General features: G+C 59.9%; 19 protein-coding genes and 1 pseudogene. 4 read left to right on the top strand and 16 right to left on the bottom strand.

Features of this window, described 5'->3' with window-relative positions:
• Positions 1-109: 109 nt before the first annotated feature.
• Positions 110-271: a hypothetical protein gene (locus AB7008_RS40790; protein WP_014493214.1), complete on the bottom strand. Its 162-nt coding sequence runs from the start codon at positions 269-271 to the stop codon at positions 110-112.
• 172 nt (positions 272-443) lie between these two features.
• Here AB7008_RS40790 and AB7008_RS40785 point away from each other — a divergent pair, with 172 nt between their 5' ends.
• Both AB7008_RS40785 and AB7008_RS40780 read left to right on the top strand, forming a co-directional pair.
• Complete coding sequence (locus AB7008_RS40785; RefSeq protein ID WP_039157866.1) at positions 444-1,448, top strand: alpha/beta fold hydrolase; 1,005 nt, start codon at positions 444-446, stop codon at positions 1,446-1,448.
• A gap of 93 nt (positions 1,449-1,541) precedes the next feature.
• On the top strand, positions 1,542-2,720 hold the full coding sequence (locus AB7008_RS40780) for an AI-2E family transporter (RefSeq protein ID WP_014493217.1): 1,179 nt from the start codon (positions 1,542-1,544) through the stop codon (positions 2,718-2,720).
• A 63-nt stretch (positions 2,721-2,783) separates the two neighbouring features.
• Here the strand turns inward: AB7008_RS40780 and AB7008_RS40775 are convergent, their stop codons facing one another.
• The 6 genes from AB7008_RS40775 to AB7008_RS40750 all read right to left on the bottom strand — a co-directional run bounded on the left by AB7008_RS40775 (position 2,784) and on the right by AB7008_RS40750 (position 6,573).
• Positions 2,784-3,875, bottom strand: coding sequence for a PAS domain-containing sensor histidine kinase (locus tag AB7008_RS40775; RefSeq protein ID WP_248879809.1), 1,092 nt, complete (start codon positions 3,873-3,875; stop codon positions 2,784-2,786).
• A gap of 29 nt (positions 3,876-3,904) precedes the next feature.
• The gene (locus AB7008_RS40770) at positions 3,905-4,696 is read right to left on the bottom strand and encodes an alpha/beta fold hydrolase (RefSeq protein WP_248879808.1); all 792 of its coding nucleotides are present in this window, start codon (positions 4,694-4,696) and stop codon (positions 3,905-3,907) included.
• Positions 4,697-4,810: 114 nt separating this feature from the next.
• A complete protein-coding gene (locus tag AB7008_RS40765) occupies positions 4,811-5,209 on the bottom strand; it encodes a low affinity iron permease family protein (protein WP_248879807.1) in 399 nt (132 codons plus the stop codon).
• Between the two features lie 49 nt (positions 5,210-5,258).
• Positions 5,259-5,651 carry a response regulator gene (locus AB7008_RS40760; RefSeq protein ID WP_441260615.1) on the bottom strand — a complete coding sequence of 131 codons (393 nt, stop codon included), beginning with the start codon at positions 5,649-5,651 and terminating at the stop codon, positions 5,259-5,261.
• A gap of 121 nt (positions 5,652-5,772) precedes the next feature.
• Positions 5,773-6,144, bottom strand: a complete 372-nt coding sequence (locus AB7008_RS40755; protein WP_038959677.1) for a hypothetical protein — start codon at positions 6,142-6,144, stop codon at positions 5,773-5,775.
• Positions 6,145-6,171: 27 nt separating this feature from the next.
• Entirely contained in the window at positions 6,172-6,573 is a 402-nt protein-coding gene (locus AB7008_RS40750) for a hypothetical protein (protein WP_248879806.1), read from the bottom strand.
• A 417-nt stretch (positions 6,574-6,990) separates the two neighbouring features.
• Between AB7008_RS40750 and AB7008_RS40745 the strand changes: the two genes are divergently transcribed.
• Positions 6,991-7,194: a hypothetical protein gene (locus AB7008_RS40745; protein WP_228749543.1), complete on the top strand. Its 204-nt coding sequence runs from the start codon at positions 6,991-6,993 to the stop codon at positions 7,192-7,194.
• A 216-nt stretch (positions 7,195-7,410) separates the two neighbouring features.
• Here the strand turns inward: AB7008_RS40745 and AB7008_RS40740 are convergent, their stop codons facing one another.
• The 9 genes and pseudogenes from AB7008_RS40740 to AB7008_RS40700 form a co-directional block, all read right to left on the bottom strand.
• Entirely contained in the window at positions 7,411-8,220 is an 810-nt protein-coding gene (locus tag AB7008_RS40740) for a transglutaminase-like domain-containing protein (RefSeq protein ID WP_248879805.1), read from the bottom strand.
• Positions 8,221-8,355: 135 nt separating this feature from the next.
• Positions 8,356-9,240, bottom strand: coding sequence for a transglutaminase family protein (locus tag AB7008_RS40735; protein WP_248879804.1), 885 nt, complete (start codon positions 9,238-9,240; stop codon positions 8,356-8,358).
• 226 nt (positions 9,241-9,466) lie between these two features.
• Positions 9,467-10,018 (bottom strand): DUF1236 domain-containing protein, encoded by a 552-nt coding sequence (locus tag AB7008_RS40730; protein WP_248879803.1) that lies wholly within the window; start codon positions 10,016-10,018, stop codon positions 9,467-9,469.
• A 320-nt stretch (positions 10,019-10,338) separates the two neighbouring features.
• Positions 10,339-10,587, bottom strand: a complete 249-nt coding sequence (locus tag AB7008_RS40725; RefSeq protein ID WP_441260614.1) for a hypothetical protein — start codon at positions 10,585-10,587, stop codon at positions 10,339-10,341.
• 48 nt (positions 10,588-10,635) lie between these two features.
• Positions 10,636-10,989 carry a CsbD family protein gene (locus AB7008_RS40720; RefSeq protein ID WP_248879801.1) on the bottom strand — a complete coding sequence of 118 codons (354 nt, stop codon included), beginning with the start codon at positions 10,987-10,989 and terminating at the stop codon, positions 10,636-10,638.
• Positions 10,990-11,139: 150 nt separating this feature from the next.
• Positions 11,140-11,475: a hypothetical protein gene (locus AB7008_RS40715; RefSeq protein ID WP_248879800.1), complete on the bottom strand. Its 336-nt coding sequence runs from the start codon at positions 11,473-11,475 to the stop codon at positions 11,140-11,142.
• A 298-nt stretch (positions 11,476-11,773) separates the two neighbouring features.
• Positions 11,774-12,772: pseudogene (locus AB7008_RS40710) on the bottom strand (fatty acid desaturase); the annotation flags it as partial.
• 674 nt (positions 12,773-13,446) lie between these two features.
• Positions 13,447-14,223, bottom strand: coding sequence for a sensor histidine kinase (locus tag AB7008_RS40705; RefSeq protein WP_248879799.1), 777 nt, complete (start codon positions 14,221-14,223; stop codon positions 13,447-13,449).
• An 89-nt stretch (positions 14,224-14,312) separates the two neighbouring features.
• The gene (locus AB7008_RS40700; protein ID WP_039153449.1) at positions 14,313-14,696 is read right to left on the bottom strand and encodes a response regulator; all 384 of its coding nucleotides are present in this window, start codon (positions 14,694-14,696) and stop codon (positions 14,313-14,315) included.
• 854 nt (positions 14,697-15,550) lie between these two features.
• Here AB7008_RS40700 and AB7008_RS40695 point away from each other — a divergent pair.
• Positions 15,551-15,841: a DUF1488 domain-containing protein gene (locus AB7008_RS40695; protein ID WP_441260613.1), complete on the top strand. Its 291-nt coding sequence runs from the start codon at positions 15,551-15,553 to the stop codon at positions 15,839-15,841.
• Positions 15,842-15,932: the final 91 nt, after the last annotated feature.

The raw sequence follows: 15,932 nt of genomic DNA, 5'->3' as shown, positions 1-15,932 counted from the left end.
GCAAAGATAGTATGAAACGATCGTCAGTCTGAGTCTGAGCAAAATTGCTCACAGCATCTGTTCCTGTCGGCGCAGCAACGCAGCCAGCTGGCGGTCTCATCGACCACTGCTAACCGGCTGGCTTTTCCTTCTCATGCGGCGTGCCACGATTTTCGTCAGTCTGCTCGGCATCCCCCGGCGTTTTCCCTGCCATGTTTCCGGGATTGAAATGGTACTTGCCATCCGGATTCTCGCCGGGCTGCTTCTCAGTTGGATTCTTGTTGTTAGTCATTGGACCAGTCACTCCTTGGGAAGAGTAACAATGTTGAACGGGACCGAGGTCTCTATGTTCCCAAAGCTGCGATCTATCGCGTGGAACGAAAGCTCGCTCGTCCCCGTTGAGCATAACCTGCAACATTTCTCATTGGCGTGAGGCGTCGTGCAGACCACTTGAGGTGTTGCACATGGCTTTTTCGCAAACACGTTCTTCCGCATTCCTATCCGATTGTCTGGCCGCCTTCAGGCGATATCCCGCCATCGCCGCCTTTGCTGGGGCCGCTACCCTTGTGGCGGCGACGGCGATCGCGAACCGGCATCTTGCCGATAAAGCGCAGCGTGATAACCCGCCACGGGGTCGGTTCATCGACGTCGACGGGGTTCGGCTGCACTATGTGGAGCGCGGCAATGGCCGGCCGCTGGTTCTCTTCCACGGCAATGGCAGCATGATCCAAGATTTCGAGTCGAGCGGCCTGATCGATCTGGCAGCCGAGAATTACCGGGTGATCGTGTTCGACCGACCGGGATTCGGGCATAGCCTGCGGCCGCGAAACGTGGTTTGGACGCCGGAGGCACAGGCGGACCTGTTCAGGAAGGCATTTGATGGGCTGGGCGTTCAGCGAGCCATCGTACTCGGGCATTCGTGGGGGGCGTCGGTCGCGGTTGCGCTGGCGATAAGGCATCCTTCCTTCGTCGAAGCGCTGGTGCTGGCATCGGGATACTATTTTCCGACCGCGCGAGCCGACGCAGTGGCCTCATCTCTATCCGCTACACCCGCGCTTGGCGATATCATCAGCTACACTGTCTCACCGATCCTGGGTCGATTGATGTGGCCGGCAATGTTGCGCAAGGTGTTTGGCCCGCAACCAGTCCCCGGCAAATTCGCCGGCTTTCCGAAGGAAATGGCCGTCCGGCCATCACAGCTCCGCGCCAGTGCGGCGGAATCGACGTTGATGGTTCCCGCTGCATTTGCTTCCTCGAAGACCTACGGCGAACTCGACATGCCGACGATCATACTCGCGGGCGAGGATGATCGTTTGATCGATATCGATGAGCAATCGGCCAGGCTGCATGACGAGGTCAAGCAGAGCAAGCTGCACCGCATTGCCGGAGCCGGACATATGATCCAGCAATCTGCCACGCGAGATCTAATGGCGGCTATCGACGAAGCCGCTGCCGAGACCCTGCACTAGTCCATCGGATGCGGCGATGCGCTGGCGCGTACCGCTCGCCATGACCGCGCAGGGCTACCTGGCTGGGTCCGGGCTCCGGCAGGACAGATTTGCGTGGAGGATGGAGGAAACGCCTTGGTTTCGCTTTCGATGTTGCCGGAGGAGTCCCCCTCGTCGCCAGGGCAGGACGCCGGCGCGTCGGAATCGGAGGCCCTGCCAACGCAGGCGGTCGACAATGTCGAGATGCCGCTGCCGTCCAGTCCGCAGACGTTCTTTCTCGGTAGCCTGTTGACACTGGCCGTCCTAGCGGCCGTGTACGTGGCAAGCTCGATCATATTGCCCGTGGTGCTCGCCTTCGTGTTGCAACTCATTCTGCAACCTGCCGTGGATCTTCTCGAGCGTATCGGCCTACCCCGTGCCGTCGGCGCGCTCTTGGCGATCCTGCTGGTCGTGGGAGCGCTCGTGGGCTTCGTGGCAGCCTTGTCAGTACCCGCCGCGTCGTGGGCGGAGAAGTTGCCGGACGGCTTACCGCGCCTGGAAACTCATCTGGTCGTCCTGAAGCGCCCGATCGAAGCGCTGCAAAAGGTTGTCCAGCAGGCGGAGCACGTCGCGGACTCTCCCGGGAAAAAGGAGCCCACCGTTTCGGTTCGCCGCGATCTCGGTCTGACCGGCGTGCTCTTTGCCGGAACGCGCGCCGTGCTCGACGGCCTGTTCACGACGGTTCTGGTGCTCTATTTCCTTCTGGTCGCAGGCGACATTTTTCTGCGACGCATCGTCGAGGTGCTGCCGAATTTTGCCGACAAGAGGCAGGCCGTGGACATCTTCCAGCAGATCGAAGCGGACATATCGGCCTATCTGCTCACGATCACGGCCATGAATGCTGCGGTGGGAATAGCGACGGCGGCTGCGATGTACCTCTGCGGGCTTGGAGATCCCTTGTTGTGGGGAGCCGCTGCTTTCCTGCTCAACTACGTTCCAATTCTGGGGCCGTTGTTGGGAACCGTCATCTTCCTGCTCGCCGGAATGTTGAGTTTCGACAGCTTGTGGTGGGCCTTGCTGCCGGCGATTCTTTACTTCTGCATCCACCTCGCCGAGGGCGAGACCCTGACTCCCATGCTGCTTGCGCGACGCTTCACCCTGAACCCCGTGCTGATCATCCTGTCGCTGGTGTTCTGGTTCTGGATGTGGGGGGTGCCTGGCGCGATCCTGGCCGTTCCAATGCTGGCCATTCTGAAGATCGTCAGCGATCGCGTCCGTCCGCTAAAGGCTTTGGGGCACGTCCTCGAAGGATAATCGCAGCGTCTTGGTGATGGATTGAGGACGTACCGCCGGCGGGGCACGGCCAGTGCTGGCAGGCTACGAAAGAGGCATAGAGAAGGTGAAGCGGGTTCCAGCGGAGTTCGATGCGACGGTCAAAGCGCCCCCATGGGCCTTTGCGATCTGAGAGGCGATGTAGAGCCCCAATCCAAGCCCCTGCTTGCTCGCACGAGCTTTGCCGCGGAAGAACGGTTCGAACAACTTCTCCATCACCGTTTCCGGAATCGCCTCACCCGCATTGGCTACCCAGAGTTCGAACGATCCCTTTCGCGTCTCGGCGTGAACGACGATGGGTTTGTCGGTTGCCCCGTGCGTCACCGCGTTGCCGAGAAGGTTGGAGAGGAGCTGGCCGATGCGGATGCGATCGCAGTTCACCGGCTCGTGGATGGCAAATTCGGTCTCGATGACCCGGCCGGGTGAGGCCAGTCTCAGTTCGTCGACCACCTGGGCAAGGGCAGGTTCGAGCGGCGCTCTTGCATCGCGTTCCAGGGTAATGCCGCCGCCCAGCCGACCGCGCGCGAAGTCGAGAACGTTGTCGATCATCGAGGCCATTCGCATGACCGTGGTCTGCATCATGGCGATGATCTGGTGTTCCTTTTCGCTATGGACGGTTCGGTCGAGAATTCTCGCGCCGGCGCTAATGGAGGCGAGAGGATTGCGAAGATCGTGACCGAGCACGGCGATGAACTGTTCGCGCAACTCGGAGGTTTCGTGCTCGAGCCGCAGCAGTTCTTGCGTCGCCTTCTCGGCGCCAATCGCCAATTCTCGGGCGGCCAGAAGCTCGTGCTCGTAGCGCCGCCGATCCGTCGCCTTGATCAGGGCTAGACGGATGAGCAGCAGCCTTCCTTCCGGATCGCGGCGCTCGTTCGCGTTGGCGATCATCTGCAGCGGCGTACCGGCGGCGGTCAACACGTCGATGGCGAATTCGTCGAAGGATCCCTGCATTCGGAGCAGCGGCGCGATATGGGTTTCGTAATAGATGCGGCCCGGCATGGTCAGGAAATCGCTGAAGCGCTTCCCGATCATCTGTGGCGCCGTATGTCCGCTCCATTCCAGGAAGGTGAGGTTGACGTACTCGATCCGGCCGTTCGGCTGCAGGGTGACGTAACCGCAGGGCGCATTGTCGATCATGTCCTTGAACTGGGGATCGGAGGCGCGCACTAGACAAAAGGTCGCATCGCCGCGACGACCTCTTCCGGCGCGCTCAGATTTGGGCAATGCCCGGTCGCGTCCAGGACTATCATCCGGCTGTTGGGAATATTGCGGGCGACAAACTCGCCGACCTCCGGAGGGGCGATAATATCCTCGCTGCACTGGAGAACGAGGGTCGGAAGGGAGACCTCCGCGAGGTCTTCGCGGTTGTCGGAGGTGAAGGTCACCCGGGCGAACGCTTTGGCGATTTCGGGATCCGCGCTGCAGAAGCTATTGGTTAGCTCCTGACCCAGTTCCGGTCGATCGGGATTGCCCATGATCATCGGCGCCATCTGCATCGACCAACCCATGTGGTTCGAGTCGAGAAACCTGAGCAATTCCTCGATCTGCTGAGCGCTGAACCCACCAACGTATCCGTCGTCGTCGATGTAACGGGGTGACGGACCGATGAGCACGAGCTTGCCGAACATCCCGGGGGCTTGTCGGGCGGCCAGCACGCCGATCATGCTGCTGACGGAATGTCCTACGAAGACAGTATCCTTCAATCCGAGCTCCGTGCCGATTTCGACCACGTCTTTGGCGTAGCCGGACAGGGTCGAATATTTGGCGCTGTCGTAGGCCGAGAGGTCGGAGCCGCCGGCGCCGACGTGGTCGAACACAACGGTCATGAAATCCTTTTCGAACGCGGGAGCCACAAAGCGCCACATGTTCTGGTCGCACCCGAAGCCGTGTGCGAAGATCATCGTCCGGTGGCCGGCGCCGCGAACGCGAACGTTATTTCGTTTGATTGTGCCTGCCATCAGGACTCCCTGAATCGCCCTTTATCGTGCAGTTCCTCCAACGTCGCCGGGCCGCGGTCCGGTTTGCGAGGCCTGAATGCAGTGGAGATGTCCGGTCCTGCGAGCCGATCCGGATCAGCCGGCGCGCTCGAGCATCTCGACTTTCGCTTGCTTGATTTCTTCATCCGACGCCTCCTCGATGCCCGCAATGCGGTTGCTTGCGGCCTTGGTCGCCAGGATCAATTCGTCGAGTTTCAACTGCAAGGCCAGCGTGTCGCGGTTCTGCGTTGCCTGGATCAGAAAGACCATCAGGAACGTCACGATTGTCGTGCCCGTGTTGATGACGAGCTGCCAGGTATCGCTGAAGCCGAATAAGGGACCTGTGATCGCCCACACGAGTACGACGGCAACTGCCAGCAGAAAGGTCGTCGGTCGGCCGGAAATGCGCGAGGTCGCAACTGCCAGCCGGGCGAACCAATTGCCGCCTGGTTGAGCATTCGCGGACGTAGAGCCTATGGGCAGATTTGCGCGCATTGAATGATTTCCTTGGCGAAGCGGAAGCCACACCGCAGATGTCTGCAAGTCAGCTATTGGCGATCGACGGACCGCAAGGAGCGCCGTCAGCTGATGGAAGGAGGTCGTCTTTCTTTTCCCATTTGTCTGACCGCTTCGACGATGCGGTCGGGTTGGTAGGCTTGTGCAAGGTGAGACTGCCAGGCACCGGACGGGCCTCGACGGGCGAGAAGCCGGTCGCGTAGATCACCTGCAGCTGGGGATCATGCTCCCGACAACGTTCGGCGATCTGCCACCCGTCAACTCCGCCGGGCAGCCTGATGTCGGTGACCAGAACGTCCGCGATCTGCCTCTTGCACAATGCCAGCGCTTGCTCACCATTGGAGGCGTGAAAGACCTCGTAGCCTTCCTCGCGCAGAGCGTCGACCACCAATTCGCGGACAAGTGGATCGTCCTCGACCATAAGTATTCGCACCGGTGGCTCCTCAATACTCTTGACGACTGTTGCAAGTCTGGAACGGCCCAGGCTTGAGAGGGTTCCGCGGCGACGCTGCCAACGTCGCAGCATTCTCGGAATCAGAGACTCAGGCCATCCTGTGAAATGCCGGTGGCAACGTCTCTCGAACCAGTTGACTCAGATCCAGCGCCTCCCCGCTGTCCGCAATGTCGGAGAATAGAACCTCGACGAAGGGATGCTGTCGGTTGAATACCGCGCCTCGCTGGTATTTCGCGCTCACGATCCGCTGAAGTGCGGCAAGGTTCAGTCTGCCAAGCGCATTGTATTGATCGCGAAACAGGCTTTGTCGCCCACCACCATGCTCGATGGAGTCCGCCCAGACGTCCATCACCTTCCGCCCAATAAACGCTTCCACGCAATCATTTCCATCCTGAGCGAGAAGCCTTAGTCCATCCATGACGTGTGGTCCGTCATCGACCCGAAACTGTGTAAGCGACATGGGAGTCCTCCTGTTATCGGCGTCCATCTAGATCGGCGGGCAGTCGTGGACTGTTCCTCCCTCGTTGTCCCATCGCGACAGCGCCAGGGCACTTGATCTTGCATCGGCAGGCGAGTCTTCTGTCACCGGTAATTTGCCGCGACCGGCATCATCCTTGTGGTTGTGAAGAAACCGGGCGATTTGGCTGCGGAGCGCCGATGTCGCCAGTAACTTGCCGACCGACCCCGCAGTGTCGAAGATCGGCCGTTGCAGCGTCGTCGGCAGGGCGTTCCATCGTATGATGATGGCCGCGCCCAGACACCGCAAAACACTTTCTTCTTGGGCCGCAAGGGCTGCACCGTACGAGCGGTTCTCATCCGGATCGGGCGGGTGCTCGGCCAGTTCGCCGTGCTTGGCTTCTCTCGCCCGAGATTGCTGAGATCTAAACATGCCGGGCCCCTTTCGTTGAAAGTCGCGGCCCCTTCCGAACAAACCCCGATGGGGTGATCAGACTCAAATAGATATGGGGATCAAAGGTCCGGACAACGAGCCCAGGGTCCAAATAAACTTGCACGATAGTTTGCATCGTTTGGCGTCCAGCATCGTGCAAAGAGCATTGCCGCGGACTGCGATGATCCCGTCGAACTCCCTGTCGTGAGCAATATTGACCAGCGTGCGGCGCTGCCGGGTCCATACTGCTGCGATCGCACCGGCCGTGGGCGCCGATCGGTGAGAGAGAGTTCGATAGTGCCGCTACCTTTATTCCGCAGGGGGCGAGCGTGCTCGGGTCAGAGGCCAGGACCCCTAACACCTCGCGCGACGCGGCGACCGGTGCTGGCTTTCGAGTGCCACAGTGAGGACGATGAAATGAAAACGCTGCCGTGGAACGATCTGGATCGTCACGATTGGGCTACCCGGGCATCCGAGGCTCTGGCGCAAGCAAGGCAGTTGCCGCCTGGAGCGATGCGATTCGAAGCCATCAGAAAAGCCGAGCAACTTGGCTTTGCCGCTGAGATGAGGAAATGGCTGATACCGAAGAAGCCCAACGGCGCCCCGAAAGTGACTGGCTGACGGCGATCTCGGTTTCGAAACGGTGAAGTGCTGATTTGGGCGAGAAGCCCAGGCCCAGAGAGCAGACCAGAAGGGCTTTCCTAAAGGAACGGCCCCAGGGCGTGGGGGCGCGCTGGGGCCGTCATTTCATCGGATGCGTGGGGGCACTTGCATCCGGTCGCCCGTTACCAAGCAACGCCGCCGACATTCGTTCCAGGAAAGCCGCAAGTCGCGTTGCTAGGAAGTGATCTCGTCGGTCCACACCTTAAAGCTCACCAGGGTGTTGGGCCCGAAGGTCTGCGTAATCGGAACGTCAGCAGCGTCACGTCCCTGGGCAATCAGGATGCGTCCAATCCGTGGCACGTTGTTGCGCGGATCGAACGCGTACCAACGTCCGCCAATGTAGGCCTCGAACCATCCGGCGAAGTCTCCTGGGGCATAGGGGGGCGGCATGGCGATGTCGCCCAAATAGCCGGTGCAGTACCTTGCCGGAATGTTCATGCAGCGGCAGAACGTAATGGCCAGATGCGCAAAGTCGCGACAAACGCCCTTGCCCTCGTGGTACACTTCCCGGGAGGTCTTGGTGGCGCGCGCGTGCTCGTAGCCGAATTGAATGTGATTGTGGACGAAATCGCAGATCGCCTGAACGCGCGCCCATCCGGGCGGCTGCTTCTCGAAGAGCTTCCACGCGGTGTCGGATAGCTGGTCGGTTTCGCAATAGCGACTGCCGAGAAGATACACGATCGTCTCTGCCGGCAAGTCCTCGACCGCGTGTTGGGAAGCCGAGGGCACGGTGGCGTCCGGCAAGCCCGTGTCGCGAATGATGCCATCAGCCGCCAGCCGCAGTCGACCGGCTGGAGCAACGATACGGCTGCACCAGTTACCGAAGCCATCGCGGTATGGGTTGATCGCCACCGGAGGATCAGTGGTCAGATAGTCAGGCACGATAACGTCGGAAGCCCGGGTAAAATGAACGCCCAGGACCATGATCATGGGTGTGGGCTGCGGAAACTCGTAGATCATCTCATAGCCGACCCGGATCTTCACTCGGCGTCCTCCAAAGTCGAGAAGGCTGCTCGACTGCTTCGATCTTGTGTGTGCTCACCCTACACTCGCGACACAGCGCGGCGCGAACCCCAACGCCCTGGTGGTACTTGTGTTCCAGCCACGTCATCACAGCAGCTACGATAGAGCCGACGCCGTTTTGACGTTGACCTCCACATTCATCCCAAGCTCGTCCTCGCGACTTCCCCAATAGGTGCCGAACAGGGGAATGGCCTGGCTCGGGATTCTGGCCACCGCGACGCGAATTAAGTCCCGGTTTCCGACGATGCCGTTGGTCGGATCGAACTCGACCCAACCCGAACCGGGGACGTAAATTTGGCACCAGGCATGAGTGGCTCCCCCACCCAGCCAGGTAGGTCCATCGCGATCCGGTACGTAGATGTAGCCCGTGATAAAGCGCGCGGCGAAGCCCAGACTGCGTGCGGCTTCAATCATCAAAACGGCAAAGTCCCTGCAGGTGCCTTTCCTCAGTTCAAGTGTGGTGGAGGGAATTTGAGTTCCTGGCGCCGTGCGGCGGTCATATGCGAAGCCATCCGAGATTGCTTCATTGAGGGTCATCAGGAGCTGGCCCGTCGGACGTTTCGTCCCCCGCGTGAGAAAGGTGTCCAGCCAGCGGCCAACATGATCTTCCGGGTCGGAGAACCATCTCTGAACATAAGGTGCCAGGTCAGGCGCCTCTTCGTCATGATACGTGAATGGATGGTCCGTCGCGTAATCCTCAATCCTGAAGTCCGGGGCGTTCTCCGGAGTGTGGTCAACCTTGATTTCACAGTCGAATCGCAAGTAATCGCTCGCGCGGTCAAATTCGATGTGCGCGACGCAATTCCCAAAGACATCATGAAGCCATCTCACCTCTGAGGGCTTCGGCGTCACATCGAGCGAGAAGTCAATCAGTCGTTGATCGAAGCTGTCCCGCGGACGTGCCATTAGCTGATGCCGGCCGAGCCTTACCTCGCGCTCGTACCGGTACGTTGTACTATGCCGGACGATGAAGATCGCCATGATGTCGCCGGTCGACGAGGGTTAAGGGCTCACGATTCGCTCGGTTGATGGCGACGATCGCATTCCGACGGGAAATGTATCTGAATTTGCCGACAACTGACGAGATCTTCGGAAGGGCGTGGCGCAAGTGATGCCAGGGCAGGTTCGCATGTCTGGTTGACCCATACAACAAGGGCGGCTCTCGAGCCGCCCTCGTAACTGCCTGTCATACGCCTGGCGTGGTCGCCTAGCCTTCGATGATGTAGACGATCTCGTGGGTGCGCGGGCGAAGAACGATGTACCTTCCGTGCACGAGGATGAAATCGTATCCACGCCATTCCGGATAGATCTCGACGATACGTGCCGGCATCGGGTAGTAGCGGACGCCCGCCGGGACGGCCGTTCCGATCGAGAGGTTGAAGTTCACATTTGCAACTTCCTCGACCTTCTCTTGCTTCATCGCCGAACTGATCTGGGTGCGCTTCTCGGCGGGAGGCGCCACTGTCGCCGCGGTTGCGTTGCCGGTCGTCTTGTTGTCCGAGGTCGAGGGCTTGGTCTCGGCAGTCGGAGTCTTCAAGTCCTTCGAGGTCGCGGCCGAATCAGACGATTTCGTCTTGCTTTCGGCTTTCATCTCGCTCGCCGCCTTGCCGCCCGAAGGCGACATCGTGTCGGCGGTCGGATTCTTCACGTCCTTCGTGGCGGCCGGCGTCATTGACTCCGAGGCCTTCGACTTGCCATCGGCCTTCATGTCACCGGTCGTTTTCCCATCCGGCTTGCCCTGCACATGTTGGGGCGCCATCTCCTTTGACCCAGCACCTGGGGTAGCCTTCTCGACTCCCTTTGCCGCCGGTGCATCCATCGGCGCCGCAATATCACCTTTCGGCGAAGCGGCCGTCGGAGAGTCCTTCGCCGCTCCTTGATTGGCGCCTTGAGCTGTCGCAAACCCGGTCGTGGCCAATAGGGCCGCAACGGCCGCAGAAACGATTAATGACTTTCTCATCTGATTTTCCAATTCAAATTCGATCTATGCCGACGGACGCCGGCCATTAGGTGCAACGGCTTCGGCCTCCTAGAGTTCCGCTTTCTCCGATTGAACCATTACTCGAGCTGCGCAAGCCGTCATCGACGGCGGGCGATGGCAACTCCCAGCAGGAAGGCGACCAGCAGAGAGCCAAGAGGGGCTTCGCGCGCGATATTGCTCAGGATGCTCAGCGGCATTCCTGGCTTTCGTCCCGCTTCTATCGCACCCGCAACCCGATTGGCCGTCCCCTTCACGGCGTCGGAGACTTCCGCGATAGGAGATTTCGGCTCTGAAGCAGGATCCAGCATTTCGTGGGGGAAGGGGGCGAGCGGGGTGTCGTCACTCATGATTCAATCTCCAATCCAGCAATTGTTCGGCTGCACCCGTCCCAAACGCTATCGTGCGCGCCGCGTCGGGCGCGCCAGCCATTGCGCCAACACAAATCCGATCGCGCCGGCGATCAGCATCGAACCGAGCGGATTATCCTGCACCTTCCTGGCGATCGCTTGTGTGCCGTCGCGGAAGGTCTCGCCGCTGTTCTCATAGGCGTCCTTGGCGTAGTCGGCGGCGGCATCCGTAACGTCGCGCGCGGCGTGCTTGGCTTGGCCGTACAGGTTCTGCGCGGTGCCTTTCGCCTCGCGCAGGCGGCCTGCTGCCTGGTTCTTTGCATCGCCGGCGATATCGCCGACGGTGCTCTCGAGCTTACCGGCGAACTCCTTCGCCGAACCGGCAACGCGATCGTTCTCCATAGCGGATACTCCCTGGGGTGAAAGTCTCGGAGAGCTAACTGGCGGGATCACGCGACGTTCCTGCGCGCACAGAGCGCGGCCTGCAAATGTGGTTGCGATCTGAGCTCCCAGCAGTCCATGCCTGCCGTTCGACCGCCCCGAAGAGACGGATCAAGATCGCCAGGAAAGCCGCTTTCGCTTCTGCGCAGCCTTGAATTCCAGGGCATGTCGTTGAACAGCGTGCTTGGCATTGAAGCTCCAGCCGCGCACGAGTTGCCATGCCGGCAGGGACGCGACCCAGTCCTGGCCTTGACAAAACCTGTCGTGGCACCAGGCGAAAGCAGGAATTGACATCAGCTTGTCGCGGTTGACGCAGAAGAGTCGCTCGATGAGCAGGAGTTTGAGAAGCTCGCCGACGATGAGGAGCGCAAATCCGCGACCGATGTGCCCGGTCGCCGTCAGGTAGGCCGCAAGAGGCTTGACCGGTTCAAGCAAGATGACCGGCACGAGGAACAGTGCCAGAGCCGGATACGGGCGAAGCGACTCGATCCACGCTCGCACGTGCTCGAAAACCCAGCAGTTCGCCAACCGGCGAAAGACAGGTTTGAAGAGAGTGAAAAAGACCGCGTCCACCAGGAAGTAGATGGCTGCGATCAGAAACACAAAGGGTTTGAACATGCGGCTCAAGCGGGTTCTCCAATGAACCAAGCGCGAACCCATCGTTAAGTTCACGAATCCAGGCGGCGAATTCCAGGACCCGCAAGGGAACCATTGCTCTGCGTCCGTTATGGCGCGCGACCAGACCTATTTCCGCGTCTCGGAACGAAATGAGCCGTCGCTCCTTCTCGTCCCACAAGGCCTTCGACACACATCGCAAGCTCTGGACGAGGGTGATTCGGCCCACATTTGCGAGTTCCGGATGATCCCGGAGCACGTCCGGCAGCCGATAGCAGGGAATTCGACTGCATAGATGATGGACATGGTGGATGCCGATGTTTGCGGTGAACCAGCGCAAGACGCTCGGCAAGTGATAGTGCGAACTGCCATAGAGCGCAGTTTCGTGAAAGCTCCAGGCTTCATCGCGTGACCATGAGGTGTTCTCGAACTGGTGCTGGACATAGAACAGCCAGACGCCGATCGACGCAGCCAGAACCATGATCGGCAGATGCACCAGCAGGAATGGCCCAGGGCCTACCAGCCGGATCATGCCGGCGATCAGAACCCCGATGGCGACGTTCGTGCCCATTGTGCTCAGCCAGGGCTGCCAGCCGTTACGCATCATCCCGAATGGCAATCGATGCCGCAAGATGAACAGATATGTCGGGCCCACGCCAAACATGACGATCGGATGCCGGTACAGGCGATAGAGAATCTGGCGCCATCGAGACCGTGCGGCAAACTCACTCACGGTCAATGTGTCGATGTCGCCCGAACCTCTATGGTCGAGATTGCCAGAACTCGCGTGATGTCGCGCATGGTTGCGCCGCCAATAATCGTAGGGAGTCAAAGTGAAAACGCCGATGGCTCGGCCGATCCAATCGTTTGCAAGCCGGCTGCGAAAGAAAGACCCATGGCCGCAGTCATGCTGGATCATGAAGAGACGAACGAGCAGGCCTGCCGCGGGCACGGCCAGCAGCAGGCCAATCCCATGGCCGCGGACAACGCCGACGAGCATCAGAGCCCAGATGACAGAAAAGGGTACTGCCGTGATCACCAGCTCGAAAATGCCGCGCGCGTCATCGGGTTGGCGATACCGGGCGAGCAGCGCTGCCAGCGCGCGGGTTTCCGGTGGATGTTGAACCATCTCTAGCTGCTTTCGGAGTGACCCGCCAAAGCCAAGGCCGCGACATTATCGATGACCGGAATGATCACGACGAGCCCGGGTTCGGCACGAGGTAACCAATGACACCGAGCACCGCGCCGATAAGCGACGCGGTGCTATCGCACGACATGCGACGATGAGATCCAATGCTAATCCGCATCCGGATGTCTTGCTGAGCAATATTGCTCAGTCAGAGCCAGCGCTTGAAAGCACGCGGTTGAACGAGGCCGCACGGTCTACGAATGCCGCGAATGCGGGCCGGTCTTCTCGATCGATCTTGCGATCACTTCTCGGAAAATGTGAGCAATATTGATCAGCGGCCGGTCAGGTGGTGCGCGATCTTGGTGCTTTGCCGTCCGATTCGCTTCACGACTACAGGTGACGCCCCCGCAAAGGAGCATCACATGCCCGAAATCTTCGCACGCCCCGAGCCCTCGCTTATTCCGATCGCAAGACCGCGCTGTCCGAAGTGCCAAGGCCGCATGACGCTGACCCGGATCGAATCGGACCACGGAAATCCTGACCTGCGAACTTTCGAATGCCCCAATTGCGAGCTCGTCTGCCGGCTGACGTCAGATGAACAAGTGAAATCGCTCAAGACCTAGGGGCCCGAAGCCCGAAAAGGGAGTCCACTCAGGCGATACGTCGCGCACGAGCTATGTGGCCGGGGTGCTCAGTGCGGCTATCGGCGCTTCGAACGTGTACGAAAACCCCGTCGACGCATAGGTTAGTTGCACGTCACCCCGCAACTGCTTGCCCAGGGTTTCGATCAGCCGTGTTCCGAAGCTGCGCTTTGCGGGCGGCTGGACGATCGGGCCATTCTTTTCGGTCCAGGTGAGGTGCAAACGTTGTATCGCTTGGTCCACCGTCCAGATGATGTCGACGCGTCCCTCCGGGACCGACAGGGCGCCAAACTTGGTGGTATTCGTGCAAAGCTCGTTGAGCGTCATCGCGACGGCGATGACGGCACCCGACGCCATCCGGATATCGGGTCCCGTGATCGAGAATTTCGATTCGTCGGGATTGTCGAAGGCTTCGATGGCGCTGCGAACGACCGTGCCAAGATCGGCGCTGGACCATTTTGCCTGCAGAAGGAGATCGTGCGCCCGGCCGAGTGCCAAGAGCCGGCCCTCGATGGCGCGCTGCGCGTGCTCAACCCCCTGCAGGTTGCGCAGGCTCTGGGAGACGATCGCGGCGACGGTCGCGAGCGTGTTCTTGATGCGGTGGTGCAGCTCTTCGAGGATCAGCTTCTGCAGCTTGTCGGATGCCTCGCGTTCTTTGGCATGGATACCGGCCTTGGCAAGCAGGCTCCTCGTATTGATCTCAGCCTGCGCCAGGAGTAGCCGCAGGCTGACATTCTCCGCCGCCAGAAAGTCCTGGTGGAATTCTGCGCCGCCGGGGCGCTTGTCCGTACGGAGATCAACTTCAAGCATTTGCAATTGTATCACCTTGGGCTGGGTACCGCACTTGATTTCGGCCGAGCATTCCCTCTGGCGGCATCCGGCGCCAAGAACGACGAGATTCAGGCGTGGCCAATCATGCTGCGTAACTCAGCTATGATTTGCCAGGCTTGGAGTGGTTTGCCAAAAAATCGGCTGCAGGGGGGAAGATCGATGCTCGATGGGTTCAATTGTCCCGACACCAGGATGATCTTGATCGCCGGCCAACGGTTATGCACGGTATGCGCAAGACCTAGGCCGTCCATGCTGCCGGGCAACTGAATGTCGGTGCACATGAGCGCGATGTCGGACCTGGATTCCAGGATTGCGACGGCTTCGTCGGTATCCAGAGCTTCAAGCGGCGTGTAACCGGCGTCTTCCACCATGTCGACCGCGCGCATGCGGAGCATCATCTCGTCCTCTACGACGAGAACGACGGCCGGACTGCGTGAAACATCGGGCACCATCGGATGGGCATCCACGGGAAAACGGGTGCGACTGAAACAAGCGATTGATCTGAGACAAGCATCTCGGTGCCCCTACGATCCATGCCCAGGTGCTGTTTTCCTAGATCTCCGAGTTTCGGCCTGAACGGTGGAGCGCGGGAAGAACATAGCTCTCAACCGTCATTTTGCTGGCACGCCGACCCTGCCGCGAAATGTTCGAGCATTTCAGCGGCGTTCTCCAGGATCGTAGCCATTTTCATCGCATCCGCACGCTCGTCTCCCGGCGGCATCTTGTGGGCTCTATCCAGGGCGTCTGCCGCCCGGATGTTCAGCCTGCAAGCTATCGACGATTGGACTCGCTTGGCTGGCAGCAATGAGCCGTCGGCTTGAGCCGACTGCGCTGGCTCGCCGTGGGGGGTTACCATTGAATGAGCATCGCAGCAGCGATCAGCAACACGAAGAAGATCGGCAGCAGTACCGGAGGCACCAGCCACTCGCGAACGCTGAATTTGGAGATATTTGACATAGTAACCGCCTCTAGGTCGCGGCGGGAGCACAATGCTCTCAGTCACCGATAACAGCCGAGGGGCGGGCGGTGATGTCTAGGATATAGTGCCGATCCGCAGAATAACGAGGCCAGGCGCAACTATTTGCTGCGACAGGATCGAGCGGGGTTGTAATCCGCTTCCAGCATAGCCATTTGGAAGGTGGCGCAACCGGATCGCTCCAAACTCCCTCCCTTCGCGCCAAGCTTTGGCTACCGCACATCTTGTCAGCGTATCGACCGGTTGCACGCGAGTGCGTCGGAGACAGGATCGGCTATCGCCATCGAATATGCCGCGACGCAAATCGCGTGCAGCCGGCACGGAGGTCTCGTGCTCCGACAACTGATCGGCCCCGACAACATGATCGAGTTTCCGAACCATAGCCGGTCATATGACCGCACGCGGCGTGCCGTACGATTTTGCGGACACGACAGCGCTATTGAGGCATCGTTTTTCATCAACGAAAATGCGCTGAAGCGAATTCAACCAGATATCGGTTACGACGAGTCGGGTTTTCTGCGCGCGTTCGATTCCAATCGCGACTTGATATGCGCCGCCGCTGCCAAGGTGTACGTCCGCGGCAGCAGAGGCTCTTACGACCTGGTCCCCGCAAATTTTTGAACCGATCGTGCTTCTGGACTTCACTTGATCGGCGAAACTGCTCGATGTGCTTCGACCTGGCCATCTGAATACTCTCCACTGGCCACGAGGG

This window comes from Bradyrhizobium sp. 521_C7_N1_3, from assembly GCF_052075975.1.
Taxonomy (GTDB): Bacteria; Pseudomonadota; Alphaproteobacteria; order Rhizobiales; family Xanthobacteraceae; genus Bradyrhizobium; species Bradyrhizobium japonicum.
The sequence above is the reverse complement of the archived record's forward strand: the minus strand, read 5'-3'. Positions and strand labels throughout refer to the sequence as shown.

What these genes read in the sequence shown, in the direction of transcription:
- AB7008_RS40725 (WP_441260614.1), bottom strand. Translation starts at nt 10,587, where the DNA reads ATGAGTGACGACACCCCGCTCGCCCCCTTCCCCCACGAAATGCTGGAT.
- AB7008_RS40765 (WP_248879807.1), bottom strand. Translation starts at nt 5,209, where the DNA reads ATGCGCGCAAATCTGCCCATAGGCTCTACGTCCGCGAATGCTCAACCA.
- AB7008_RS40730 (WP_248879803.1), bottom strand. Translation starts at nt 10,018, where the DNA reads ATGGCGCCCCAACATGTGCAGGGCAAGCCGGATGGGAAAACGACCGGT.
- AB7008_RS40700 (WP_039153449.1), bottom strand. Translation starts at nt 14,696, where the DNA reads ATGGTGCCCGATGTTTCACGCAGTCCGGCCGTCGTTCTCGTCGTAGAG.
- AB7008_RS40770 (WP_248879808.1), bottom strand. Translation starts at nt 4,696, where the DNA reads ATGGCAGGCACAATCAAACGAAATAACGTTCGCGTTCGCGGCGCCGGC.
- AB7008_RS40775 (WP_248879809.1), bottom strand. Translation starts at nt 3,875, where the DNA reads ATGATCGACAATGCGCCCTGCGGTTACGTCACCCTGCAGCCGAACGGC.
- AB7008_RS40760 (WP_441260615.1), bottom strand. Translation starts at nt 5,651, where the DNA reads ATGGTCGAGGACGATCCACTTGTCCGCGAATTGGTGGTCGACGCTCTG.
- AB7008_RS40705 (WP_248879799.1), bottom strand. Translation starts at nt 14,223, where the DNA reads ATGCTTGAAGTTGATCTCCGTACGGACAAGCGCCCCGGCGGCGCAGAA.
- AB7008_RS40735 (WP_248879804.1), bottom strand. Translation starts at nt 9,240, where the DNA reads ATGGCGATCTTCATCGTCCGGCATAGTACAACGTACCGGTACGAGCGC.
- AB7008_RS40790 (WP_014493214.1), bottom strand. Translation starts at nt 271, where the DNA reads ATGACTAACAACAAGAATCCAACTGAGAAGCAGCCCGGCGAGAATCCG.
- AB7008_RS40745 (WP_228749543.1), top strand. Translation starts at nt 6,991, where the DNA reads ATGAAAACGCTGCCGTGGAACGATCTGGATCGTCACGATTGGGCTACC.
- AB7008_RS40785 (WP_039157866.1), top strand. Translation starts at nt 444, where the DNA reads ATGGCTTTTTCGCAAACACGTTCTTCCGCATTCCTATCCGATTGTCTG.
- AB7008_RS40720 (WP_248879801.1), bottom strand. Translation starts at nt 10,989, where the DNA reads ATGGAGAACGATCGCGTTGCCGGTTCGGCGAAGGAGTTCGCCGGTAAG.
- AB7008_RS40750 (WP_248879806.1), bottom strand. Translation starts at nt 6,573, where the DNA reads ATGTTTAGATCTCAGCAATCTCGGGCGAGAGAAGCCAAGCACGGCGAA.
- AB7008_RS40755 (WP_038959677.1), bottom strand. Translation starts at nt 6,144, where the DNA reads ATGTCGCTTACACAGTTTCGGGTCGATGACGGACCACACGTCATGGAT.